Origin of the sequence: Fodinicola acaciae (assembly GCF_010993745.1) — a bacterium.
Classification (GTDB): domain Bacteria; phylum Actinomycetota; class Actinomycetes; order Mycobacteriales; family HKI-0501; genus Fodinicola; species Fodinicola acaciae.
Window position 1 is genome coordinate 1,001,359 of record NZ_WOTN01000001.1, and the last position, 23,005, is coordinate 1,024,363.

The 23,005-nt window shown below is 67.9% G+C and carries 19 protein-coding genes; 11 read left to right on the forward strand and 8 right to left on the reverse strand.

From position 1 onward, the window contains the following. A complete protein-coding gene (locus GNX95_RS04605; protein WP_187369596.1) occupies window positions 1-1,128 on the reverse strand; it encodes a cobalamin-independent methionine synthase II family protein in 1,128 nt (375 codons plus the stop codon). Window positions 1,129-1,206: 78 nt separating this feature from the next. Between GNX95_RS04605 and GNX95_RS04610 the strand changes: the two genes are divergently transcribed. The 5 genes from GNX95_RS04610 to GNX95_RS04630 all read left to right on the forward strand — a co-directional run bounded on the left by GNX95_RS04610 (window position 1,207) and on the right by GNX95_RS04630 (window position 5,717). After that, entirely contained in the window at window positions 1,207-1,698 is a 492-nt protein-coding gene (locus GNX95_RS04610; RefSeq protein WP_163505896.1) for a DUF6328 family protein, read from the forward strand. Window positions 1,699-1,783: 85 nt separating this feature from the next. After that, window positions 1,784-2,788, forward strand: coding sequence for a LacI family DNA-binding transcriptional regulator (locus GNX95_RS04615; RefSeq protein WP_163505897.1), 1,005 nt, complete (start codon window positions 1,784-1,786; stop codon window positions 2,786-2,788). A 136-nt stretch (window positions 2,789-2,924) separates the two neighbouring features. Further along, entirely contained in the window at window positions 2,925-4,319 is a 1,395-nt protein-coding gene (locus tag GNX95_RS04620) for an MFS transporter (protein ID WP_222853391.1), read from the forward strand. A 48-nt stretch (window positions 4,320-4,367) separates the two neighbouring features. Next, window positions 4,368-5,210: a glycosyltransferase family 2 protein gene (locus GNX95_RS04625; RefSeq protein ID WP_222853392.1), complete on the forward strand. Its 843-nt coding sequence runs from the start codon at window positions 4,368-4,370 to the stop codon at window positions 5,208-5,210. Window positions 5,211-5,342: 132 nt separating this feature from the next. Further along, the gene (locus tag GNX95_RS04630; RefSeq protein WP_163505898.1) at window positions 5,343-5,717 is read left to right on the forward strand and encodes a hypothetical protein; all 375 of its coding nucleotides are present in this window, start codon (window positions 5,343-5,345) and stop codon (window positions 5,715-5,717) included. 19 nt (window positions 5,718-5,736) lie between these two features. Here GNX95_RS04630 and GNX95_RS04635 read toward each other — a convergent pair whose 3' ends face one another. Further along, complete coding sequence (locus GNX95_RS04635; protein WP_163505899.1) at window positions 5,737-7,269, reverse strand: AMP-binding protein; 1,533 nt, start codon at window positions 7,267-7,269, stop codon at window positions 5,737-5,739. Continuing rightward, window positions 7,266-8,159: an SDR family NAD(P)-dependent oxidoreductase gene (locus GNX95_RS04640; RefSeq protein ID WP_163505900.1), complete on the reverse strand. Its 894-nt coding sequence runs from the start codon at window positions 8,157-8,159 to the stop codon at window positions 7,266-7,268. The genes GNX95_RS04635 and GNX95_RS04640 overlap by 4 nt, the downstream gene beginning before the upstream one ends. Before the next feature lie 85 nt (window positions 8,160-8,244). Between GNX95_RS04640 and GNX95_RS04645 the strand changes: the two genes are divergently transcribed. Continuing rightward, window positions 8,245-8,826: a TetR/AcrR family transcriptional regulator gene (locus GNX95_RS04645; RefSeq protein ID WP_163505901.1), complete on the forward strand. Its 582-nt coding sequence runs from the start codon at window positions 8,245-8,247 to the stop codon at window positions 8,824-8,826. 468 nt (window positions 8,827-9,294) lie between these two features. Here the strand turns inward: GNX95_RS04645 and GNX95_RS04650 are convergent, their stop codons facing one another. The 3 genes from GNX95_RS04650 to GNX95_RS04660 all read right to left on the reverse strand — a co-directional run bounded on the left by GNX95_RS04650 (window position 9,295) and on the right by GNX95_RS04660 (window position 12,175). Further along, window positions 9,295-10,767 carry a flavin-containing monooxygenase gene (locus GNX95_RS04650; protein ID WP_163505902.1) on the reverse strand — a complete coding sequence of 491 codons (1,473 nt, stop codon included), beginning with the start codon at window positions 10,765-10,767 and terminating at the stop codon, window positions 9,295-9,297. Further along, window positions 10,764-11,672, reverse strand: coding sequence for a patatin-like phospholipase family protein (locus GNX95_RS04655; RefSeq protein WP_163505903.1), 909 nt, complete (start codon window positions 11,670-11,672; stop codon window positions 10,764-10,766). The genes GNX95_RS04650 and GNX95_RS04655 overlap by 4 nt, the downstream gene beginning before the upstream one ends. Window positions 11,673-11,734: 62 nt before the next feature. After that, window positions 11,735-12,175, reverse strand: coding sequence for a hemerythrin domain-containing protein (locus GNX95_RS04660; protein ID WP_163505904.1), 441 nt, complete (start codon window positions 12,173-12,175; stop codon window positions 11,735-11,737). Between the two features lie 133 nt (window positions 12,176-12,308). Here GNX95_RS04660 and GNX95_RS04665 point away from each other — a divergent pair, with 133 nt between their 5' ends. Genes GNX95_RS04665 through GNX95_RS04675 form a run of 3 tightly spaced genes read left to right on the forward strand, consistent with a single transcriptional unit; the run spans window position 12,309 to window position 15,979 of the window. Beyond that, entirely contained in the window at window positions 12,309-13,094 is a 786-nt protein-coding gene (locus tag GNX95_RS04665; protein ID WP_163505905.1) for an endonuclease/exonuclease/phosphatase family protein, read from the forward strand. 43 nt (window positions 13,095-13,137) lie between these two features. Next, a complete protein-coding gene (locus tag GNX95_RS04670; protein WP_187369597.1) occupies window positions 13,138-14,583 on the forward strand; it encodes an FAD-dependent oxidoreductase in 1,446 nt (481 codons plus the stop codon). 10 nt (window positions 14,584-14,593) lie between these two features. After that, the gene (locus GNX95_RS04675; RefSeq protein WP_222853393.1) at window positions 14,594-15,979 is read left to right on the forward strand and encodes an FAD-dependent oxidoreductase; all 1,386 of its coding nucleotides are present in this window, start codon (window positions 14,594-14,596) and stop codon (window positions 15,977-15,979) included. Here the strand turns inward: GNX95_RS04675 and GNX95_RS04680 are convergent. Then, entirely contained in the window at window positions 15,954-17,105 is a 1,152-nt protein-coding gene (locus GNX95_RS04680; protein ID WP_246281508.1) for an epoxide hydrolase family protein, read from the reverse strand. The two genes, GNX95_RS04675 and GNX95_RS04680, sit on opposite strands and share 26 nt — an antisense overlap. Before the next feature lie 11 nt (window positions 17,106-17,116). Beyond that, window positions 17,117-18,142, reverse strand: a complete 1,026-nt coding sequence (locus tag GNX95_RS04685) for a GDSL-type esterase/lipase family protein (protein WP_163505907.1) — start codon at window positions 18,140-18,142, stop codon at window positions 17,117-17,119. Between the two features lie 320 nt (window positions 18,143-18,462). On the opposite strand from GNX95_RS04685, the gene GNX95_RS04690 reads away from it, so the two are divergent. Both GNX95_RS04690 and GNX95_RS04695 read left to right on the forward strand, forming a co-directional pair. Next, on the forward strand, window positions 18,463-21,177 hold the full coding sequence (locus GNX95_RS04690) for an AbfB domain-containing protein (protein WP_163505908.1): 2,715 nt from the start codon (window positions 18,463-18,465) through the stop codon (window positions 21,175-21,177). Continuing rightward, the gene (locus GNX95_RS04695) at window positions 21,147-22,964 is read left to right on the forward strand and encodes a glycoside hydrolase family 76 protein (RefSeq protein ID WP_222853394.1); all 1,818 of its coding nucleotides are present in this window, start codon (window positions 21,147-21,149) and stop codon (window positions 22,962-22,964) included. The genes GNX95_RS04690 and GNX95_RS04695 overlap by 31 nt, the downstream gene beginning before the upstream one ends. The last annotated feature ends 41 nt before the right edge of the window (window positions 22,965-23,005 follow it).

Here is a 23,005-nt window from a genome sequence, read left to right on the forward strand (position 1 = left end):
CTATCCCTTCCAGAGACGCTGTGACGCGAGCCGCGCGCCCTCGGCCAGTGCCGCGAGCTTGGCCCACACGACGGTCGGATGTACGCGCGCGGACGTGGCGGTCGTCGCGAAGCCGCAGTCGCTGCTGCCGGCGACCCGCTCCCGGCCGACGAGCGCCGCGTACCGCTCGAGCCGTTGCGCGACCAGCTCCGGATGCTCGACGTAGTTGGTGGTCGAGTCCAGGACGCCAGGCAGGATCATCTTGTCCTCCGGCAGTTCGACATCCTCGAAGACCGTCCACTCGTGCGCGTGCCGCGGATTGGCCGCCTCGAAGGAAATCGCCGCCGGTCGCGCGTCGAGCACCGGTCGCAGGATCTCGGCGAGCGGGATGTCGCGCGTGTGTGGCGCCTCGTAGTTGCCCCAGCACAGGTGCAGCCGCAGCCGGTCCGGCGGAATGTCCCGGGTGGCATAGCCGATGACCTCCAGCCGGGTCGCCAGCCGCCGGTGGAAGGCCGGCAGGTCGTCGCGAAACCGGTGCCAGGCGGTCAGGTCGGGACAGTCGAGCTGCAGGTCCAGGCCAGCCGCGTGGATCTCGTCGTACTCCACCTTCATCGCGTCGGCCAGAGCCCACAGATAAGCCTCGTCGGTCTCGTAATAGCGGTTGGGCAGGAAATGCGCGACGACACCCGGTGACGCGGCGGTCATGAACGCGCCGTCGGCCGGCGTCTCGGCGAGCGCGTCGCGGAGGTTGGCGATGTCGGCGCGTACGGCCTGCTGGCCGCGATAGCGGATGCGGCCCGTGCACACCGGTCGCGCCGGCATGCCGCCGGTCGTACGGGACCGCATGTAGTCCGGGAAGTCCTCGAAGTCCGGCGCTGGCGGACCCGGCTCGGCGGTGCCGGAGAAGCCGTCGAGCCGCTCCTTCACGTACGTGGAGTAGCTGATCTTGCTGGCCTCGCCGTCGCCGACGATGTCGATGCCGGCCTCGACTTGCCTGCGTACGACCTCGCCGACCGCGGCACGGATGCGTTCATCGAGGTCGGCGGCTGGCCGGCCGTGGTCGGCCGCGTCCAGATCCGCCACCAGCGACGCGGGCCGCGGCAGGCTGCCGGTGTGCGTCGTACGCAGCCGATCCGTCGAAAACCTCACGTGCCGGTACGTACCCGCCGCCGAACCGGGTAAACCGCGACTATGGCGCACTGGCTGGTCCGCGGTTAGCTTGACGTGGTGACTGAGACGCGTCCGACGCCGGAGAACGGCTATGGACGCAACGAGACGCCGGCGCAGCGCGCCGACCGCAACTTCGTCGAGCTGCTGCAGGAGCTGCGGGTCGCGCAGACCGGCATCCAGATTCTTTTCGCGTTCCTGCTGACGATTCCGTTCCAGGCGCGGTTCAGCGCACTCGACGCGTTCCAGCGCGGCACATACGTCGTGACACTGCTGCTGTGCGCTGTGGCCACCGCGCTGCTGATCGCGCCGGTGCCGTATCACCGCGCGCTATTCGGCAAAGGCCGCAAGGCGGCGGTCGTGACGGCCTCCAACCGGCTGGCCGGCGCCGGTCTCGCGGTCATGCTGGCGGCGATCAGCTGCGGCATCCTGCTGATCATGGATGTCGTGCTGGGGAGGGTTGTCGGGATTGCCGCGGGGTTGGTAGCCGCCGGGTGGTTCGGGCTGCTCTGGTACGTTCTTCCGCGGCGGTTCTCCCGTCGGCCTGACTGAGAACTGCCTGCTGGCGGGCTTGACGTCATGGGCCGGCGGCGGCAGATTGGGCCGCAATCGATTGCGCCACCCGTGAGGACCGCCGATGGACAGAGCCCCGACGATCCGCGACGTCGCCAGCCTGGCGAAGGTACACGCGGCCACCGCGAGCCGTGCGCTTAATCCGCGTACGCGCGACAAGGTGAGTCCGCGGACCGTGCAACGGGTCGTCGAGGCCGCGCGGACGCTCGGCTACGCGCCGAACTCGGCCGCGCGCAGCCTGCGTACGCGCACGTCGTCGGTGGCCGGCGTGATCATCCCGGACCTGCGCAACCCGATGTTTCCGCCGATCGTGCGGGGGATCGAGGACGGCCTGGCCGAGGCCGGCTACATGGCGCTGCTCGGCAACACCGACGACGATGCCGACCGCGAGCGTGAGCTGGTGGCGACGATGCGCGGCCGGCAGACCGACGGCTTCATCCTGGCCACCAGTCACCGCGGCGGCATCCCGCTGGACGGCACGGTGCCGGTCGTGTTGGTCAACCGGCGCACGGACGTCGGCGACACGCCGTCAGTGACCGCCGACGGACCGGCCGGGGTGTACGCGCTCGTTCGGCTGCTGCACGAGCTCGGACACCGGCGGATCGGCCACCTGGCCGGGCCGCGTGACGTGTCGACCGGCTGGGACCGCTATCGCGCGTTCCAGGACGCGATGGCCTCGTACGACCTGACCGGCCCGGTGGAGTTCTGCGACTTCTTCACCGAGGAGTCCGGCCGGCTGGCCACCGCGCGGCTGCTCGACGCGACACCTGACCTGACCGCGATCGTGGCGAGCAACGACCTGATCGCGCTCGGCTGCTATGACGTGATGAACCAGCGCGGCCTGCGCTGTCCGGAGGACATCTCGGTGACCGGCTTCAACGAGATGCCGTTTGTCGACAAGCAACGGCCGTCGCTGACGACCGTACGCATTCCACTTTATGACCTGGGTCTGGAGTCGGCGCGGCTGCTCCTCGACCGGATCGCGAATCCGTCTGGCCCGGCGAAAAGTGTGGTGCTGCCGACGCAGGTGATCCAGCGGGAGTCGGTGGCCAGGCCATCGCGGCGCTGAGGTAGTCCGGCGGATCCGTCGCCATGGCGGAAATCGCCGTCCGGCGTTGCCTGGATGGCGAAAACCGGCGGCGTACGCGCGACGGCTGGCGTTCCGGGTCGTCCGACCGCAGCGTGTGGTCGGACGAGGAGGAACGATGACGGTGTTGATGTCGCCGGCGCGGACGGCGTACCGGTGGCGGTGGCTGGCGCTGGGCGCGCTGCTGACCGCCGAGGCGATGAACCTGCTCGACTCGACGATCGTGCAGGTCGCCGGGCCGACGATCCACGCTGAGCTGGGCGGCGCGGTGTCGGACATCCAGTGGTTCGGTACGGCGTACACGCTGCCGTTCGCGGTGCTGCTGATCACCGGCGGCCGGTTGGGGGACCTGGTCGGCCGGCGGCGCGTCTTCCGGATCGGCGTCGGCGCGTTCGCGCTCGCGTCGGTGGCGTGCGCGCTGGCGCCGTCGGTCGGTCTGCTGATCGCGTTTCGCGTGCTGCAGGGCGCCGCGGCGGCGATGATCATCCCGCAGACGATCGGCCTGATCAAGGCGATGTTCCAGGGGCCGGAGATGTCGCGTGCGCTCGGCACGATCGGCCCGGTGATGGGGTTGGCCGCGGTCTGCGGTCCGGTGCTCGGTGGTGTGCTGACACACGCGGATCTCTTCGGCTCGTCGTGGCGGTCGGTGTTCCTGGTCAACGTGCCACTTTCGTTGGCAGTGCTGGCGATCGCGCCGGTGCTGGTCGAGGATCGCGCGCCGAAACCGCCGCGGCTCGACCTGGTCGGCACGGCGCTGGCCATGATCGGCACGGTGCTGATCGTCTATCCGCTGGTGGGCACCGAAATGTCGGCGCTCGGCTGGACATCGGTCGTCGCCGGCCTCGCCGTACTCGTCGGATTTGCCTTTCACCAGCGCGGAAAACGTGACGCACTGGTGGAGGTGAGCCTGTTCGCGCGCCGTGTGTTCCCGGCGGCAATGACCACCCTGGGAATGTTTTTCGTTGTCACCACAGGGTTGTCGCTGGTGGTCGTGGTGGAGCTGGAGCTCGGACTACGCGCCGACGTGCTGACCGCCGGACTCAGCCTGCTGCCGTGGTCGGTGGCGATGGGGATCGCCTCCTGGATCGCCGGAGCGTATTTGGTCCCAAGGTTTGGGAAACGCGTGATGTTCGCCGGCCTTTCCGTGCTGTTGCTCGGCATCCTCGGCGCCATCGGCGCGTACGCGACCGCCAGTCCGACCGCCTATCCGACGCCTTTGTTGTTCGCGCTCGCGATGGTCGGTGTCGGCGTAGGCTTGTTCACACCGGCGTTCTTCACCTCCGCGCTGCACGCGGTCGGTCCGCAGGAGGTCGGCTCCGCGGCCGGGCTGCTCAACGCCGTCCAGCAACTCGGCGCGACCATCGGCGTCGCGATCCTCGGCAGCGCCTACGTCGCCAACGCGCACGCCGGAGCCTTGCACGCCGTACGGATCGCGTTTTGGCTGGCTGCGGCGCTGCTGGTGGCGACGGCCGGCACGGCTGCGCTGATGCGAGAGCCAGCTCACCCAAAGTAGTGCTGACTCGGACGTTTGGCGTTTCGCCTGGCGGGTATCAGCAATGCCGTGAAGATTGCCTCCACGCCGGTCGAGACGACCGACCTGACCGTCGTGATCGCCACGCGCAACCGTCGCGCCGAGCTGCTGCGTACGCTGTCGCGGCTGGTCGGACGGGTCGCGGTGATCGTCATCGACAACGGCTCGCGGGACGGCACGGTCGCGGCGGTCGCCGAGACGTATCCGTCCGTACGGCTGGTCGCGCTGCCGAAAAACCGCGGCTCGGCCGCGCGCAACATCGGTGTCGAGTTCGCGACCACGCCGTATGTGGCGTTCAGCGACGACGACTCGTGGTGGGAACCCGGCGCGCTGGCCCGCGCGGCACGCGTCCTGGACGGTCATCCCGAGCTTGGCCTGATCGCCAGCCGCGAGGCCGGCGCGCCAGCCTCGCCGCGCGGCAGCACGCCGTGCGTGCCGATCACCGATTTCCTGGCCTGCACGACGGTCGTACGCCGTGACGCATTCCTGGCTGTCGGCGGTTTCTCGCCGGTGTTGTTCCTCGCCGCCGAGGAAATGCTGCTGTCGTACGACCTCGCCGCCGCCGGCTATTCGTTGTCCTATGTGGACAGCCTGGCGGTGCGGCGCGCGCCGGTGCGGCGTACGCCCGGCGCCGTACGCCGCCGGCTGGAGCTGCGCAACCAACTGCTGATCAGCTGGATGCGCCGGCCGCTCGGCCGCGCGTTCGCCGACCTGCTGCGGCTCGGCCGCTCCGCCGTCGTGTCGACCGACGCCCTGGTCGCCTTCGGCTCGGCACTGGTGCGGCTGCCGTGGGCGGTCGCCAACCGGCGGCCGCTGCCGCGCCAGGTCGAGACGGAGATCCTCCGGTTGGAGGCGGAGGCGGCGACCGCATAGTTTTCGTTGTCCATGGGAGAATCCCGTATTTTTCTCGCCGGAAATACGGGATTCTCCCATGGTCAACGGTTTCGCCGCCGCGCTGCCGGGTAACCGGAAGACAGCGGTCCTGAACAGGGCCGTCTGTAGGAGGTGAAGCTGGCGATGATCGTCGGTCTGCTGCTGATCCTGCTGTCGGTTGCCGTCGTCGTCCTCGGCCTGGTGTTCAACGGCACGTTGATGCCGGAGCACGACATCATGGCATTCGGACACCACGTGGCCACCGTGAACGGCGCCGAGCTGTTCTTCGCCGGTGTCGTGGTCACCGCGGTGTTCTTCCTCGGTCTGTGGATCATGGGTGTCGGAGCGCACCGCCGCCACCTTGACCGCAAGGACCTGCGCAGCGCGCGCCGTGATGCCGCCGAGGCGAGCCGCGAACGCGACGAGCTGGCAGCGCAAATGAAGGCGCCCGCGGTGCCCGCCGAACCACCTGTCGACACCGGCCGCCACCACACGGCGCCGCGTTAGGGTCGAAACAGACCCCAGGTCAGGGGGACAAAGGCTCAGCCTCGCGATGGTGCGAGGCTGAGCCTTTTTGCTCGAGCTGCCGGCGCAGGACTTTGCCGGTTGCGTTTCGCGGCAGCTGGTCGAGAAAGACGAACTCGCGTGGCACCTTGTAGCGCGCCAGCGTCGATTTCACATACGTGGCAAGGTCTTCCGCGGTCGGTGGCGCGTCACGCGCGACCAGATAGGCGACCAGACGCTGGCCGTACTCGGCGTCGTCGACCCCGATGACGGCGGCGTCGGCGATCGCCGGATGCCGGGCGAGCGCGTCCTCGACCTCGCCGGGATAGACGTTCTCACCGCCGGAAACGATCATGTCGTCGGCGCGGCCGTCGACGTACAAGCGGCCGTCGGCGTCGAAATGTCCGATGTCGCCGGTGCTCATCTCCTTGCCGCTCACGAGGCCAGGTCCGCCGACATGGATGACGCCCTGCTCGCCGGTGCGTACGACCTGGCCGGCCTTGTCGAGTACGCGGATCGGCGTGCCTTCGCACGGACGGCCGACCGTGCCAGGCGCGGCACGCAGATCGGCGGCGCTGGCGATCGCGGCGATGCCGACCTCGCTTGAGCCGTATCCGTTGAGCAGCACGTCACCAAACACGTCCTGGAACCGCGCGGCCAACTCGGGGCGCAGCGGCGCGCCGCCGGAGATGACGGTGTGCAGAGCGGTGAGGTCGTACGCGTCGTGCGGCGCTGCGAGGAGTCGCTGCAGCATCACCGGCACACCAGCGAAGGCCGCGACGCGGTGAGCGGCCATCGAGGCCAGCGCCGTCTCCGGATCAAACCGCCGGTGCAGCACGACCGGCGCGCGCAACAGCGCGGCCAGGCACCAGGTCGCGAAACCAAAGCCGTGGAAGAGTGGCACGCCGATCATGACCGGCTCGGCGGCGCGCAGCCGCGACCGCCGCAGCGTCGCGACCGTCGGCGGCAGCATCACGAACGGATTCGCCGCGCGCGGTGCGCCTTTCGGAGCGCCGGTGGTGCCGGAGGTGAGGATGGTGACCTTGCCGGCTCGGACCGGCTGATCCGTTCGGTGGCGCGGAAAGTCGGTGAGCTCGTGCACGTCGACAGCCGGTGCGTCGAGCGGGAACTCCTTGTCGGCGACCACCACGCTTGGCCGCATCCGCTGCAAGACTCCGGCCAGTTGCGGTGCGGAGAATTCGGTGTTGAGGAAGACCACGTCCGCACCTAGCCGGCCGGCGGCAGCCGTGGCGAGCAGAAATCCGCGGTGGTTACGGCAAAGCACGGCCACGCTGTGGACGTCGCCGACGCGCGTACGCAGGCCGCTCGCGACGCGCGCGGCCTGGTCGTCGAGCTGGCTGTATGTCATCGTGCCGCGTTCGTCGATCACCGCCAGGTTGTCCGGCCGCTGCGCCGCCGCGATCGCGACCAGGCTGGCCGGCGACATGCCGGTCTCACGGCGGGCGCGTACCAACGCTGGCAGGTGCCACGGCGGATCGAGGACGCCGGACGCGGCCAGCACCCGCACCGCCTGGAGCAGCAACCGCGCGCTCATCGGCGACCCTGCCGATAGAGCCGAGCCACCACGCCACCCCAGATTTCCTGTGCCGGCGCGAAAGCCGTGTGCGCGGCCTCGGCCCACCACGGACTGATCTTGGCCGGCCGGTCGACGATCGCCTTGCACACCAGCCCGGCGGCCTGGTCGGCGGTCAGGCCCGGCAGGTTGTCGAAAATGCCGGTCGGCGCGCTCATCCTGGTGAACATCAGCGCCATGTAGATCGTCGAGGTGGTGATGCCGTCGGCCGCGGCTTCGGTCGCCATGCTGCGGAAAAAGACGTCAAAGGCACTTTTCGAGGCCTGGTAGGCCGACCAGCGCGGCCCCGGCGGAATGCGTACGCCGATCGTGGAGACGTTGACCAGGTGGCCGCGGCCACGCGCTCGCATCGACGGCAGCAGCTCGAGCGTCAGCTTCACCGGACCGAGGTAGTTCACGTCGATGGTGCGCGTGTAGTCGTGGAACCGGTCGTACGATCGCCGAACCGACCGCCGGATCGACTTGCCGGCGTTGTGCACGATCACATCGACGTGTCCGTGCTCGTCCAGGATTTTCTTGGCGGTCTCGGCCACCTGCTCGGTGTCGGTGAGATCGGTCGGATACGCGTACGCCGTGCCGCCGGCATCGCGGATCAGCGCGGCGGTCTGCTCCAACGCCTCGGCCGTACGCGCCAGCATCAGCACGACCGCACCGGCAGCTCCGAGCCGCCGCGCCGTCGCCTCACCGAGACCGTACGAGGCGCCGGTGATCACCACGATCCGGCCGGCGACGGCCTGGCGCAGCCGCCGCTCGCTGACCGACGCGTGCGGGTTGACCAGCCAGCCGCTCACCGGTGAGGTGGTGATGCCTCTGATCAGCGGGCGTGCCAGCAGGTCCTTGACCGTTGCCATCCCTGGCTCCTGTTCGACCGGCGCGATATCGTTGTTATTCAGATAAGCATGTTATCCAGATACCGTCAACGATACGGTGATGTCCATGCCGCGCATGACCCGTACGGAAAGCCAGACGCGCAACCGCGAGCTGGTGCTGGCCGCCGCTCGCGAGCTGTTCCTGCGCGACGGCTATCTGGCCACCTCGCTGGCCGCGATCGCCGACGCCGCCGGGTTTTCCACCGGTGTCGTCTACTCCAACTTCAACGGCAAAGCCGAGCTGGCGCTGTTGGTCGTACGCGAGATCCAGACCGAGCAACTGGCCGCACTGCGGGGGATCGTGGAGCGCCGCCGGCCGGTCGACGAAACCCTTGCGGCGGTGCGAAAATGGGGTGAGTCGGCGGCCGACTCCGGCTGGCCGCGGCTGGAGATCGAGCTGGCGCTGGACGCGCGCAGCGATCCGGATTTCGTCAGCGTGGAGGCGAAACGGCAACGCTCGGCCGTCGCGCAAGGCGCTGAGATGCTGCGCGGTGTAGTGCCGAAGGTTGTCGCCGACACGCTTCCGCTGGAGGCGATCGCCGACGCGGCGGTCAACTACGCGATCGGGTTCGCCATCCGCCGCCTGATCGACCCGAAGGCATCGCTCGACCACATGGAGACCCTCCTGCGCGGCGCCTTCACCTCGTAGATGGCTTGGAGAGCGTCCGGGCGTATGGCTTGGAGCGCGGTGAGTGGTGGCGGTTACGGAGGGCGGATCGGCGAACAGGCCCGCAGTGGCGGCTCGTCGGGGTAGTTGGGCTGCTTTGGTGGTGGGCGGGTTTAGTGGTGGGGCGGGTTGATGGTGCGTTTTCCGTGATTGTTGCGTTGGGTGGGTGGTGCGCCTGCGCGGAGGGCGACCTCAAGGGGAGGGGCGCGCGGGGTTTCGTTGTTGGTTGGGTTGGGTGGCGCGTGTGCGGTTGGTCTGTGGGTGGGTCCGGTTTGTCCGTTCCCCCCGACGAGGGAGAACGGACAAATCGGACCAGGAGGGTGGCTGGGCGCCGGACCTGCGGTGGTGTCTCGATGGGTGGCGCGAGGGTCCAGTATGTGGGACGGGAAGGCGTGTGGAGCGCTAAATGTCCGGCTTGCGAGGGTCGCGGATGGCGTGAATGTCGAGTTACTAGCGCTGGACGCTGGCGAGCGCCTTGTTGACGAGATAGTCGTCTGGGTCGAAGCGGTCGAGCAGCGTGGTCAGCCGTTTCGTGGACCACGGCCACGAGAAACTGTTACGTCCGTTGGCGTCGATGTAATAGCTGCGGCATCCGCCAGCGCTGTACGCGGTCTTCGGCAGAGCCGCCTGGACGCGCGCGTTGAACGCGTCCTGGACCTGCTGGCGCACCTGCAGGCTGACCGCGCCGCTCGTCCGCAGGTGGCGCAGTGCCGCCATCACGTACGCCAGCTGCGCCTCGATGATCACGAACGCGGACGTCACTGTGCCGAGGCTCGGACCGAGCAGCAGGAAAAGGTTGGGAAATCCGGCGACGGTGGTGCCGAGATACGCCTGCGGACTGCCGCGCCAGTGGTCGGACAGGCTGGCGCCGGCGGCGTCGTACACGCGCTCGGCGACCGGCATGTCCAGGATGCGAAAGCCGGTGCCGAAAACGATCGCGTCGACCGCCGCGGTGCTGCCGTCCGCGCCGACGACGGTGTTGCCGCGCACCTCGGCCAGTCCGCTCGCGCGCACGCGTACGTTCGGGCGAGTGAGCGCGGGGTAGTAGTTGTTCGAGATCAGCGGTCGCGTGCAACCGACCGGATAGGCCGGCGTCACCATGCGGCGCAGCGTACGGTCACGGATCGCCGCGTTGATGTTGGCGACGCCGATCGCCCGCAACGCCGGCTGTAACCGTGGATGGCGGAAGGCGAATCCGAGGGTCTCAAGCGATCGATATTCGCCACCCCGTAACAAAGCGAGCGCGTGCGGATTGCGTAGCAGTCGCCGCTCGACCTCCGGCACGTGATGGTCGGGCTTTGGCAGGACCCATTGCGGCGTACGCTGAAACAGCGTCAGCTCGGCGACTTTTGGTGCGATGGCTGGCACAAACTGTACGGCCGACGCGCCGCTTCCGATCACCGCGACGCGCTTGCCGGTGAGGTCGGCGTCGTGGTCCCACCGTGAGGAGTGGAAAACCGGACCGTCGAAGCCGTCGATGCCAGGAATCTCAGGAACATGAGGCGTGTGCCATGGCCCGGCCGCCGCGATGAGGACGCGAGCGGTGAAGTCACCGCTGGTCGTCGTCAGCCGCCACCGTGCCGCGGACGCGTCCCAACGCGCCTGCTGCACCTCCACGCCAAGACGTACGCGTCCCATGATGCCAAAGCGGCTCGCGGTGTCGGTCAGATACGCCAGGATTTCCGGCTGTCGCGCGAAAACTCGCGACCACTCCGAATTGGGCGCGAACGTGTAGGAATACAGTCGCGACGGCACATCGCAGGCGCAGCCAGGATAGGTGTTGTCGCGCCAGGTGCCGCCGACGCTCGCGGCCTTCTCCAGCACGACGAAGTCCTCGAAGCCGTGCTCGCGCAGCCGCACGGCGGCGCCGATGCCGGCCGCTCCGGCGCCGACGACCACCACCTCGTATTCGCTGGTCGTCACTGCCTGGCTCCTTCGCTCAGCCGTGCCGGCACATGCCTCAGAGCTGCCCGCATCGCCGGCAACCGGCGGCGCGGATCCATGAAATTCGGCCCCATCTCGGCCAGTTCGGCGGCCGACGGGCACAGGCGTGCGACCCGTGTGCCGGCGGCTTCCAGCAGCGCGATCTCGCGATCCAGACCCCGGCTCATCGGCTTGCGCATGACCGATTCGAGCCGTCCGCCGACGCCGCCGATCCGTACGCCCGCCGCCGACGCCATCGGCGCGACCACCAGGACCTCGTCGAGCGTGAGATCGCGTACGAGGTCAGCCGACGCCGTCGATGACACGCCGCCGTCCAGATAGCACCGGCCGCCGATCGTCACCGGCGGATACCATCCAGGGACGGCCCACGACGCGCGTACGGCCGCCGAGAGCGATGCCGGCGGCGCACCCGGTGCGCCAAATGCCACCCGCTCTCCGCTGCGTACCTCGACCGCGACCTGCCACACCGCCGGATGCGTGACCGACAGGTCTTTTGTCAACCTGTCGAGAAAATCCGGACGCGTACGACCTGGCGGCGCCAGGCCGGCGAGCGCCATCAACCGCCGCCGCCGGCGCAATCCTTGCATCGCGAGGCGGCCAAGCGGCAGGCCGATCGGCAGCGCCGGCAATGGCGCTGGAGGCTTCGTGAAGAAATGTCGTACGGACGCGCGCGCGTCGGCCTCGCCGCTCTGGCCGGCCACCATTTCCTCGACACCGACGCCGGCGCCGAGCATCGCGCCAAGGCTGGCGCCACCAGAGGTACCGACGATCACCGCGGCCGTACGCGGGTCCCACTGCCAGGCCGCCTCGATCGCGGCGAGCGCCCCAACCTGCCAGGCGCTGCCGACCGTGCCACCGCATCCCAGCACCAGGCCGCGCCGCATGCCGCCTCCGACCGCCACTCAGATAATGACGATATCCAAGTAAGCATGTCATCTGGGCAGTGTCAACCGCCGTCCGTAAAGAAGGCAGGCGTCTCGCGGTGCCACTCGTCGACCTCCAAGCCGTCGAGCAGTCCTACGATCTGTCGTTCCTCGAAGCGGAAATGCGACTCCAAGATCGCGGCCAGGCCGTCGATGTCGCTTTCGGACGGGAGGTTCTCCAGTCGTCGCAGGACGTCCGCGACCAGCCAATGGTCCTCGCGGAGCTTGTCGATGATCGGCGACAGCTCCGGAAAACGGTCGGCGAGCAGCGGAAACACGTCGTCGTCCTCGCTGGTGTGGTGGCGGGTCAACGCCGTGCAGAAAGCGGCGCAATGCGCCTGCAGGGTGATTGGTGTGCCGGTGCCGATGTTGTCGCGCAGCCGCGCCAGCTCGTCGCGAAGCCATTGGTGGACGCGGATGAGCTCGACGCCGAACGCGATCACGCGTTCGCGTGGTGCCTCCATGAAGAATGTCCTGACGTTCCACGCCTCCATGCCCGCGGCGGTCTCCTGGCCGGGTGCACTGCGACGCTGGCGGTCATTCGATCATCTCGTCGCGCACGCGTCAACGGTCGGCGCGCGGGGTATATGTACGGCCATGCGTGTTGTGACGCTCAACCTGTGGGGAATGTGTGGCGATTGGCCGCGACGGCGTGCCGTGCTGACGGAAGGCCTGCGGCGGCTGCGGCCGGATCTGGTGGCCTTCCAGGAGGTGATCCTGGCCGAGGCGTACGACCAGGCCGCCGACCTGCTCGGCTCGGATTTCCACCTGGTCCAACAAAAAGCGCGCAACCCCAATGGCACCGGCATCGCGGTGGCCAGCCGTTGGCCGGTCCGCGGCAGCGACGAGCTCGATCTGCACGTCACGCCGCGTACGGCCGGCTTCGAGTGCGGTGCGCTGGTCGTGGAGGTCTCGGCGCCGACCGGTCCGCTGTTCTTCGCCAACCATTTCCCCAACTGGCAGCTTTCCTATGCGTACGAGCGCGAACTGCAAACCCGGATGGTCGCCGACCACCTGGAGTCGATCGCCGGCGATCGCGACGTGATCGTCGCCGGTGACCTCGACGCCGATCCGCAGGCTAGCTCGATCCGGTTCTGGACCGGCCGGCAGTCGCTCGACGGTCTGAGCGTCTGCTATCGCGACGCCTGGGAGGCGCGGCATCCCGGCGAGGCCGGCATCACCTACACCCCGGACAATCCGCTGATGTCGGACGGCGACTGGCCGTTTGGCCGGATCGACTACGTGCTGGTGCGCTGTGGACTGCACGGCGGCTCGACGCTGCGGATCGACGCCTGTGAACGGATTTTCGACCAGCCGGTCGACGGCGTGTGGGCCAGCGACCATTTTGGCGTGATGGCCGACCTCGGAGCGCGTACGCGGTAGAGTTAAGAGTCGTTACTCTTTCTCTCGCTCCTGGAGTCCGCGGATGCCACCTTCGCCTGCGCAGCGATTCGCCGAGATCTGCACGCCGCGGCCGCCAGACGACAGCCGGATCCTGATGCGCCGCGCGATCGTCCTCGGCGCGAGCATGGCCGGACTGATGGCGGCGCGGGTGCTCAGTGAGCATGCCGAGGAAGTCGTCATCATCGAGCGGGACGATTCCGACAACGGCGAGGCACCGCGTCCGGGGGTGCCACAGGGGACGCAGGTGCATGCGCTGCTGCCGGCCGGTCAGACGCAGCTCAACCGCTGGTTTCCTGGTTTCTATGAGGAAGCCGTGGCCAGTGGCGCGGTCGAGCCGTCGCCGGAGCGTACGCAGTTGTTCGTCAACGGCGAGCTGCGGGTGGCGCCACCGGTGCGCACGGTCGCGCCGGCTTTGGTGAGCACGCGGCCGTTTCTTGAGTCACGCGTACGCCGCAAGACGCTGGCGGCCGACAACATCACGCTGCTGGCCGGCCGTGCCGACGGACTGGTGTTCACCGGTGACCGCGTCACCGGCGTGACTTTCGTACCTGCCAACGGAAACGACCCGGTCACCGAGGCCGCAGACTTCGTCGTCGATGCGACCGGCCGGTCGAGCAAGCTGACCGACTGGCTGGCGGCCAACGGCTGGCCGCAGCCACCGATGACACGCATGCCGATCAAGCTCAATTACGCGACCGCCGTGTTCAAACGGGACGACCGGGTCAGCGATATCGCAGTGGTCACCTCGCAAACCGCGCCAGGCGACGGGCGTACGGCACGCATCGGCGGCATCCTCGCGGTCGAACGCGACCGCTGGCTGGTGCTCATCTCCGGCTACGGCGACGACCGGCCCAGCCGGGACGAGCAGGAGTTTCGCGAGCGCTGCCGGCGCGATTTCCCCGCTGTCTTCGGCCAGATCGCCGATCATGGCGAGATGATCGGCGGCGTCGTCACCTACCATCAGGCGGACAGCCGGCGTCGCGACTTCGACGCGCTGGACCGGTTTCCGGCCGGCATCGTCGCCGCCGGCGACGCGGTGGCATCCTTCAATCCGGTGTACGGTCAGGGGATGACGTCCGCGACTTTGCACTCGTCCTGTCTTTCGGCGTATCTGCGGTCGAACCCGTCGCTCGACCAGCCGGCGCGCTCGTACTTCGAGCAGGTGCGGGTCGTCGTGGACGCGGCTTGGCAGGTGTCGACGTTCGCCGACATCGAGCTGCCGCACGTCGACGGGCCCTATCCGCGCGGCTATCGGCTGACGAAATGGTTCACCGGCCTGATGTTCAAGGCGTCCATGACCGACGCCAGGATCAACGAAAAGCTGAGCCGGGTCACGACGATGATGGCCCATCCCAGTTCGCTCGCCGACCCGGCAACACTTCTGCGGGCCCTGCGCCTCGGCCTGTTCGGCGTGATCCACGCTCCGGCCTTTTCGGCGATGTTGCCGGATCGAGACCAACGTCGGTGACGATGGTGGAATGCGACCCACAGCCGCACGCCTGTTCGCCGACCTCAGTACGGTCGACCACCAGCCGCCGTCACGAAGGATCATGCGGCGTGCCGTCGTGCTCGGCGGCAGCATGGCCGGCCTGATGGCGGCGCGAGTCCTCAGCGAACACGCCGAGGAGGTCGTCGTCGTGGGGCGCGACGCGTCCGAGGTCGGCGGACAGCCGCGGCCCGGCGTGCCGCAGGGCGGCCAAGTGCATGCGTTGCTCGCCGGCGGCCAGCGGCAGTTCGAGCGATGGTTTCCTGGTTTCCATGACGAAGTGCTGGCCGCCGGCGCCACCGAGACGCCAGGCGACACCATCCAGCGGTTCACCAATGGCGTACGGCTGCCGGCGATGCCGCGGCGGTCCGGAGCGCGCGGTTTGGTTGCCACCCGGCCGTTTCTGGAGGCGCAGGTGCGCCGGCGTACGTTGGCGCTCGGTAACGTCCGCATCGCGTACGGCAGCGCGACCGGCGTTGTTTTCCAGGCAGACAAGGTCGTCGGCGCCGCACTCGACAGCGGCGTGGTCGAGCGCGGCGACCTGGTCGTCGACGCGACCGGCAGGTCGAGCCGGCTGACCGACTGGCTCGCCGCGGCCGGCTGGCCGGCGGCGCCCATGCGCCGGATGGCGGTGAAAGTCAACTACGCGACCGCGCTTTTCCGCCGGGACGCGGCGGTCGGCGACACCTGGGCCGCGACCTCGCAGGACACGCCGGGCCACGGCCGGGTGCCGCGGATCGGCAGCATCATGCCGGTCGAGCGGGATCGCTGGCTGATGCTGATCTCCGGCTATGCCGACGACCGGCCGAGCCGCGACCTCGACGACTATCGCCTGCGGTGCCGGCGCGACTTTCCGCCGATGTTCGCCGACATCGCCGAGCGCGGCGAGCTGATCGGACCGGTCCGGACCTATCACCAGGCCGACAGCCGGCGGCGGGATTTTCACCGGCTGGCACGGTTTCCGGCTGGTCTGGTGGTCGCTGGCGACGCCGTGGCGTCCGTCAACCCGATCTATGGCCAAGGCATGAGCTCGGCGACGCTGCACGCCTCCTGCCTGTCCGCGTATCTTCGCGACGGTCCGGCACTCGAGGAGCCGGCGTGGTCGTATTTCGACCGCGTACGCGTGGTCGTCGACGCCGCCTGGCGCGTGTCGACCTTCGCCGACCTGGAGTTGCCGCACGTCACCGGTCCGTATCCGCGCGCGTACCGGCTGATGAAATGGTCGCACGACCTGCTTTTCCGCGCCGCGCGTACGGATTCGCGGACGAGTGCGCGGCGCGGCAAGGTGTTGAGCATGGTGGAGCATCCGAGCTCGCTCGACCGGCCGGGTCCGTTGCTGCGTGCCGCTCGGTTCAGTGTTTTCCCGCGATCGACCTGAAAAACGCGCGGATGTCGGCGACCAACAGGTCCGGTTGTTCCAGTGCGGCGAAGTGGCCGCCGCGGTCGAAGCTGGTCCAGCGTACGATGTTGTTCGTCCGGTCGGCGATGTGCCGCAGCGGCACGAAGTTGTCGTACGCGAAATCCGCGAGCGCGGTCTTCGCCTCGGACGGCTCCGGTGGCTGTCCCCAGTATTCGGCGTGCGCGCGCTCGTAGTAGATGCGTGCCGACGAGCCGGCGGTCGCGGTGAGCCAGTAGATCATGACATTTGTCAGCAGGTGATCGCGGTCGATCGTGCTGCGCGGATCGGTCCACTCGTGGAACTTCTCCGCGATCCACGCCAGCTGGCCGACCGGCGAGTCGGTGAGAGCGTACGAGAGCGTCTGCGGGCGCGTGGACTGCAGGTCGGCATAACCCTGTTTTTCCTTCTTCCAAGCCAACAACCGCGTCCACGACCGCTTCGCGCGCTGCCACTGCTCATTGCTCAGCGATGCCTCGTCCGGTTCGCCTTCGGCCGCGGACTGGGGGAGGAGGTTGAGGTGCACGCCGATGACCTGGTCGCCATGCGTACGGCCGATTTCGCGTGAGATCGCAGCACCCCAGTCGCCGCCTTGCGTGCCATAGCGGCGATAGCCGAGCCGCGCCATCAGCTCGGCGAAAGCGTTGGCGACACGCTTGAATTCCCAGCCTTTCTCGCGGGTCGGACCGGAGAAGCCAAAGCCGGGGATGCTCGGCAGCACGAGGTGAAACGCGTCCGCCGGGTCGCCGCCGTACGCGCGTGGATCCGACAGCGGGCCGGCGATCGCGAGAAACTCCGCGACCGACCCCGGCCAGCCGTGCGTGATGATCAGCGGTGTGGCCTCCGGCTCCGGTGACCGGATGTGTCCGAAGTGGACGGTCGCGCCGTCGATCGTCGTGACGAACTGCGGCCACTCGTTGAGCCGCGCCTCGGCGGCCCGCCAGTCGTAACGGTGCCGCCAGTAGTGCGCAAGGTCGCGGAGATAGCCGAGCGGCACGCCGTACGACCAGCCGACGTCCGCAAGCTCGTCGGGCCAGCGCGTACGGTCGAGCCGCTCGTGCAGATCGTCCAGGTCGCTCTGCGGGATGTCGATGCGAAACGGTTTCACACCTGCCGATGTTAGGCGGAGGTGGTCAGATCCAGCGCGTCGATTTCGGTGTAGCAGTCGCCTTTGGTGAAGCGCAGCGTGTTGGGTCCGGCGTTCAGGTTGACGGTGACACCGACCACGCCCCATTGTTCCCAGCCATAGTTCGGATACGTGACGGTGCTGGCCGGACCGCCGTTGACCGACAGGAAGTGCGAGCACGGTGTCGTCATGCCGTTGCCGCCACGGATGTACGCGCGGTGCGGTCCGGTTTTTCCGGCGTACACGGTGAAGGTCAGCGTCGAGCTGTTCGGCACGTCGATGTAGCCGACGCGCTGGCCGCCGGAGCTGCGGTCCCCGTCGATCCGCCGGATGGCATCGCCGGACAGCGCCGCGTTGGCGGTCGCCTCGGCCTCGTAACGCAGCATCGGCGTGCCGAGGATCGCCGAATACCAGCGTGCCGCCATCTTCGAATAGCCGCCGTAGGTCGGATGGACGCCGTCGGCCAGCTCGACGGCCGGCACCGCGGAATTCATGTCCACGAAGGACACGTTCTTTCCGGCCGAGGCGAACGAGCCGACGATTCCCGGAATGGTGGCGTTGTATGCGAGTACGCGCCGGTTCTTGGTGTTGTCGGCGATCGGGATGATGCTGGCGACGTAGAGCTTCGCGCTCGGGGCTTTCGTGGTGATCCGGTCGATCAGGTTACGCAGCCGCTCCGGCGCACCGGCGATCGACGTGTCGTCACCGAGATCGTTCGTGCCGATGTGCAACAGGATGACATCCGGCGCGAGGCTGGGGATGCGGTCGACGACGTTGTCGTTGATCCACTGGATCGTCATGCTCGGCCAGCCTTCGTGGTCCTTGTCGCCGAGGTGCGCAGGGCCGCCGCTGCGACTGCCGACGAAGTCGACCGACCGGCCGTCCGCCTGGAAGAAGTGCCACAGATCGCTGCGATATCCACCGTCGGCGCCGCCGTCGGTGATCGAGTCGCCGAGTGGCAGCACCCGCAGCGGTGCCTCAGCGGTCGCCGCCGGTTGGCTCGCTCCGGTCGCCAGCATCGCCGTTATCAGTGCCAGAGCAACAAAACGACCCCTCGCCATCTCCGGTTCCCTTTCGTCGGTCCAGTAGCGGCTGCGCACGCTAACACCGCCGGTGCGGCGCCGGAAGATCCAAAGCCGGCAATCCGTCCAACCGGCTTGGCCAGGACTAGACCACCCGCCGGGGTGGCCGGATCAGGACAGCAGGCGTTGGGAACGTTTTCAGGCTGGCTCCCAGCTGGAATCGTATGGCTCGCCATATCCGCATTTGACAACTTCACGGGAACTGCTTACCGGTCCCGACCCTGACCCGACGGACCGCCTACCGGAAGGAGCAGTCCATGCGTTGGCGGGTAATCATCACGGTTTTCGCGCTATTGGCGACCGGCCTGGTCGCGAGCGGTCCGGCCGCCGCGGCGTTCGCGCCGAAGCAGCCACCGCTGAAGACGCCGTGGACCGACCAGGTCTCCACGACCAATCCGCTGCCGGAGTATCCACGGCCACAGCTGGTACGCACGCGATGGCAGAGCCTCAACGGCGTCTGGCAGTTCGCCGGTGCGGCCAACCTCGACGATCCGCCGGTCAACCGGGACCTGGCCGAAAGAGTGCTGGTGCCGTATCCGATCGAGTCGGCGTTGTCCGGCATCCAGCGGCACGAGGCGTACATGTTCTATCGCCGCACTTTCACCGTGCCCGCCGACTGGGCCGGACAGCACGTGCAGCTCAACTTCGGCGCGGTGATGTGGCAGTCGAAGGTCTGGGTCAACGGGACCGCGGTCGGCACTCACGAAGGCGGCTACGACGCGTTCTCGTATGACATCACCGCCGCTCTTCGGCCCGGTGGCAACGAAATCGTCGTCGGCGTGTGGAATCCGGTGGACAGCCAGGACATTCCGCTCGGCAAGCAGCGGCTCAGCCCGGGTGGCATCTGGTACACGCCGTCCTCCGGCATCTGGCAGACGGCCTGGCTGGAGCCGACTCCGGCCGGTCACGTCAGCAGGCTCGACACCATCCCGAACCTGCCGGCGAGTGCTCTCGACCTGACCGTCCAGGCCGCCGGTGCCACCGGCCAGACCGTACGCGCTCAGGTGCTGACACAAGGAAAAGTCGTCGGCGAGGCGAGCGGCACGACCGGCAGCGCGATCCGCGTTCCGGTGCCGGGCGCGCATCTGTGGACCCCGGACGACCCGTTCCTGTATGACCTCAGGGTCACGCTTTCCGGTGGTGACAGCGTCACCGGCTACTTCGGCATGCGCTCGGTCGGAAAAGCCGTCCTCGGTGGTGTCCTGCGGCCCACGCTGAACGGCAAGTTCGTCTACCAGCTCGGCACGCTGGACCAGGGGTTCTGGCCGGACGGCATCTACACCGCTCCGACCGACGAGGCGCTGCGATTCGACCTGGAGCAGGAAAAAGCGCTCGGCTTCAACACCGTACGCAAGCACATCAAGGTCGAGTCGGCGCGCTGGTTCTACTGGGCCGACCGGCTCGGCCTGATGGTCTGGCAGGACATGCCGGCGATGGTGGCCGGCCGCGACGCGTCGCCGGCCGGCCAGGCGCGTTTCGAGTCCGAGTTGCGGCGGATGGTGGAAAACCACCGCGGGATCACCTCGATCGTGCAATGGATTCCGTTCAACGAAGGCTGGGGTGAGTACGACGCCGGCCGGATCGCCGACCTGGTGAAGAGCCTCGATCCAACGCGGCTGGTCAACCACGACTCCGGTTCCAACTGCTGTGACTCCGACCCGGATCCCGGAAACGGCGATGTCATCGACGACCACACGTACGTGGGACCCGGGGTCACGCGGTCGCCGACGGCGACACGGGTGCTGGTGCAAGGCGAGTACGGCGGGCTCGGCCTGCACGTGACCGGCCACGAATGGGATCCGGCGCACACCTTCGCGTACGAGATCCAGCCGAACTCCGACGCGCTGACCGCGCGCTATGTGCAGATCACCGGCCAGCTTCCGGAACTGATCAGCCAAGGCGTTTCCGGGTCGATCTACACTCAGCCGACCGACGTCGAGGACGAGATCAACGGTTTCTTCACCTACGACCGGCAGGTGCGCAAGATGGACTTCGCGCGCGTACGTGCGGTCAACCTGCAAGTCGTCGCCGCGGCGAGCGGCACCGTGCTGCCGGTCGGCAAGCTGGTTTCCTTACGCGTCACCACTCCTGGCTACACCGACCGCTATCTTCGGCACATCGGCGGCGTCGCCAACACCGAGGTCGTCAACGCCAGCAGCGACAAGGTGTTGAAACAGGACGCGACCTACTGGGTCCGGCCGGGACTTTCCGACAGTGCCTGCTATTCCTTCGAGTCGCGCAACTTCCCCGGACAGTATCTGCGACACCGCGGTTATCGGGTCTATCGCGAGGCCAATCCCGCGCCGGCGGACGCGACTTTCTGCGCCAAGCAAGGACTGTCCGGCGGCGGCACGTCCTTCCAGTCGCCGAGTCTTCCTGGCTATTTCATGCGGCACCGCAACTCCGAGGTGTGGATGGACACGGACCCTGGTGGTTCGTTCGCCGATGACGCCACCTGGAACGTGGTCGGACCGTGGTGGCGCAGTGGCGGCGATCTGCAGGAAGGCGCCGCGCACTCTTTTGGTGTCACCACGACCGGATACACCAACCGCTATCTCCGGCACTCCGGATCCGACGTGCGTACGGACGTGATCGACGCCGGCAGTCCGGAGGCCGACCGACAGGACGCGACCTTCGTGGTACGCGCCGGCCTCGCCGACAACTCCTGCTATTCCTTCGAATCGCGCAACCAGCCCGGACATTTCCTCCGGCACAGCAACTACCAGCTGCACAGTGACGCTTCCGACGGATCGGTGCTGTTCCAGAAAGACGCCACCTTCTGTGCGCAGCAACCGCGTGCCGGCGGCACCGGCAACGCGTCGTTGGAGTCGTACAACTATCCGACCTATTTCGTCCGGCACTATTCCAGTCTGGTCTACATTTCCGCCGCTGGCGCCGGCCACGCCTGGGACAATCCCAACCTGTACGACGCCGACTCGACGTGGCGCGACGCAACGCCTTTGGGGGCCTGATGCTGAAAATCCTGCTCGCCGCCGTCATTGTCGGCAGCCTCTTCCAGGCGCCGGCCGCCGCCGCACCGGTCTGTTCCGTCTTCTGTGACACCAGAGATCCTTCGTTGGCGCGACAGGAGAAGTTTCCGGTCGCCGACCGGATCATCAACGGCCGGCGGCTGGTGCTGCACGTGTCCGATGTGGACGCCATGGCCTGGGGAAGCATCGACGACGGCGTGACCGGCGACTCGGTCTGGCTGGACCGCAGCTGGGACGACGGCTCCAGCTGGGACGGTTTGCTTGGCAAGGCGAGCATTCCGTCGACCTGGACCGGCACGCGTACGCTGATGTACAACCTCGCCGACCCGGCCAACCACCGCCGAGGCATGATCCGCGCCTGCGGCGACGCCAATGCGGTCAACTGCACGGACTGGGTCTACGTCAACGCCTGCGATGCCGCCTGTGACAAGGCCGATCCATCCACCGCTGTCGGCGACAACCAGCCGGTGCCGGCGACGACCTTGAACGGCCGGCAGATCGCGTTGCACATCGACAACCGCGGCATGGCCTGGGGTGCGTTGTCCAACGGTCGCGCCGGCGACGAGGTGTGGCTGGACCGGTCGTGGAACGAAGGTGCCTCCTGGCCAGGAGGATCCTCGCTCGGCCGGATCGGCGTCGGGGCCGGAGCAACGTCGACGCGTACGACACTCTTCGCCACGAGAGACCCGAAACTGTTGCTCTACGGTGGCGCCGTGCGTGCGTGCGGTCGTGCTGTGGAAGGAAACAACGGCAGTTGCACGGCGTGGGCCAGGCCGGCGGACAACCGCGCCGCGGCGGCTGCCGACGCGCTGATCTACGACTACAACCCCGACACCGCGTGGTGGCCGTCGAGCTGGTGGAACTCGGCGGTCTCGGTGACCACCGTGATGGACTACCAGCAGCGGACCGGCCGCACCGACTACAGCTGGGTCATCGACCGCACTTTCGAAGTCAACAAAGGCGTTTTCCCGGCCGGCGTGAAGAGCTCGGACGCGATCGAAGGCAACTTCGTCAGCCGTGCCATCGACGACACCGAGTGGTGGGGGATCGCCTGGATCCAGGCGTACGACCTGACACACGATCCGAAATACCTCGCGATGGCGCAGACCATCGCCGACTATGTGCAGGGTTACTGGGACACCGGCACGTGTGGCGGTGGCGTGTGGTGGGATCGTGAGCGTACGTACAAAAACGCGGTCACCATCGGCCTCTACGTGCGGATGACCGCCGCGCTGCACAACAGAATGCCCGGCGACACCACCTGGCTGAACCGCGCGACGACCGGCTGGAACTGGTTTGTCGCGAGCGGCATGGTCAACTCCGCCGGCCTGGTCAACGACGGCCTGGATGCCAGCTGTCACAACAATGGCGGCACGGTCTGGACGTACAACCAGGGCCTGGCGATCGGCGGCGCGCTGGAGTTGTGGCGAGCGACCGGTAACGCGTCGCAGCTGGCCTTCGCCAAGCGGATGGCGGACGCTGCCATCGCGTCCTCGACGCTGAGCCCGAACGGTGTTCTCACCGAGTCGTGCGACGCGGCCGGCAACTGCGATGACAACCAGAAGCAGTTCAAAGGCGTGTTCATGCGTTATTTGCTGGATCTGGTGAAGGTCGACGCCGGCTATCGCGCGTACGCGCAACACCAGGCCGACACGGTCTGGCAGGCCGACCGCGACCCGCTCAACCACCTCGGACTGCACTGGTCGGGTCCGCCGACGGTACGCGACTGGCGTACGCAGGCGAGCGGCCTCAACGCGCTGCTCAATTGAGATGAACGTTGGGTGTACGTACCGGTTGCGGCTAGCCATCG

Bases quoted from the DNA above. Each gene is read 5' to 3' on its own strand.
- GNX95_RS04615 (WP_163505897.1), top strand. From the start codon at position 1,784: ATGGACAGAGCCCCGACGATCCGCGACGTCGCCAGCCTGGCGAAGGTA.
- GNX95_RS04620 (WP_222853391.1), top strand. From the start codon at position 2,925: ATGACGGTGTTGATGTCGCCGGCGCGGACGGCGTACCGGTGGCGGTGG.
- GNX95_RS04635 (WP_163505899.1), bottom strand. From the start codon at position 7,269: ATGAGCGCGCGGTTGCTGCTCCAGGCGGTGCGGGTGCTGGCCGCGTCC.
- GNX95_RS04640 (WP_163505900.1), bottom strand. From the start codon at position 8,159: ATGGCAACGGTCAAGGACCTGCTGGCACGCCCGCTGATCAGAGGCATC.
- GNX95_RS04645 (WP_163505901.1), top strand. From the start codon at position 8,245: ATGCCGCGCATGACCCGTACGGAAAGCCAGACGCGCAACCGCGAGCTG.
- GNX95_RS04655 (WP_163505903.1), bottom strand. From the start codon at position 11,672: ATGCGGCGCGGCCTGGTGCTGGGATGCGGTGGCACGGTCGGCAGCGCC.
- GNX95_RS04660 (WP_163505904.1), bottom strand. From the start codon at position 12,175: ATGGAGGCACCACGCGAACGCGTGATCGCGTTCGGCGTCGAGCTCATC.
- GNX95_RS04665 (WP_163505905.1), top strand. From the start codon at position 12,309: ATGCGTGTTGTGACGCTCAACCTGTGGGGAATGTGTGGCGATTGGCCG.
- GNX95_RS04670 (WP_187369597.1), top strand. From the start codon at position 13,138: ATGCCACCTTCGCCTGCGCAGCGATTCGCCGAGATCTGCACGCCGCGG.
- GNX95_RS04675 (WP_222853393.1), top strand. From the start codon at position 14,594: ATGCGACCCACAGCCGCACGCCTGTTCGCCGACCTCAGTACGGTCGAC.
- GNX95_RS04685 (WP_163505907.1), bottom strand. From the start codon at position 18,142: ATGCTGGCGACCGGAGCGAGCCAACCGGCGGCGACCGCTGAGGCACCG.
- GNX95_RS04690 (WP_163505908.1), top strand. From the start codon at position 18,463: ATGCGTTGGCGGGTAATCATCACGGTTTTCGCGCTATTGGCGACCGGC.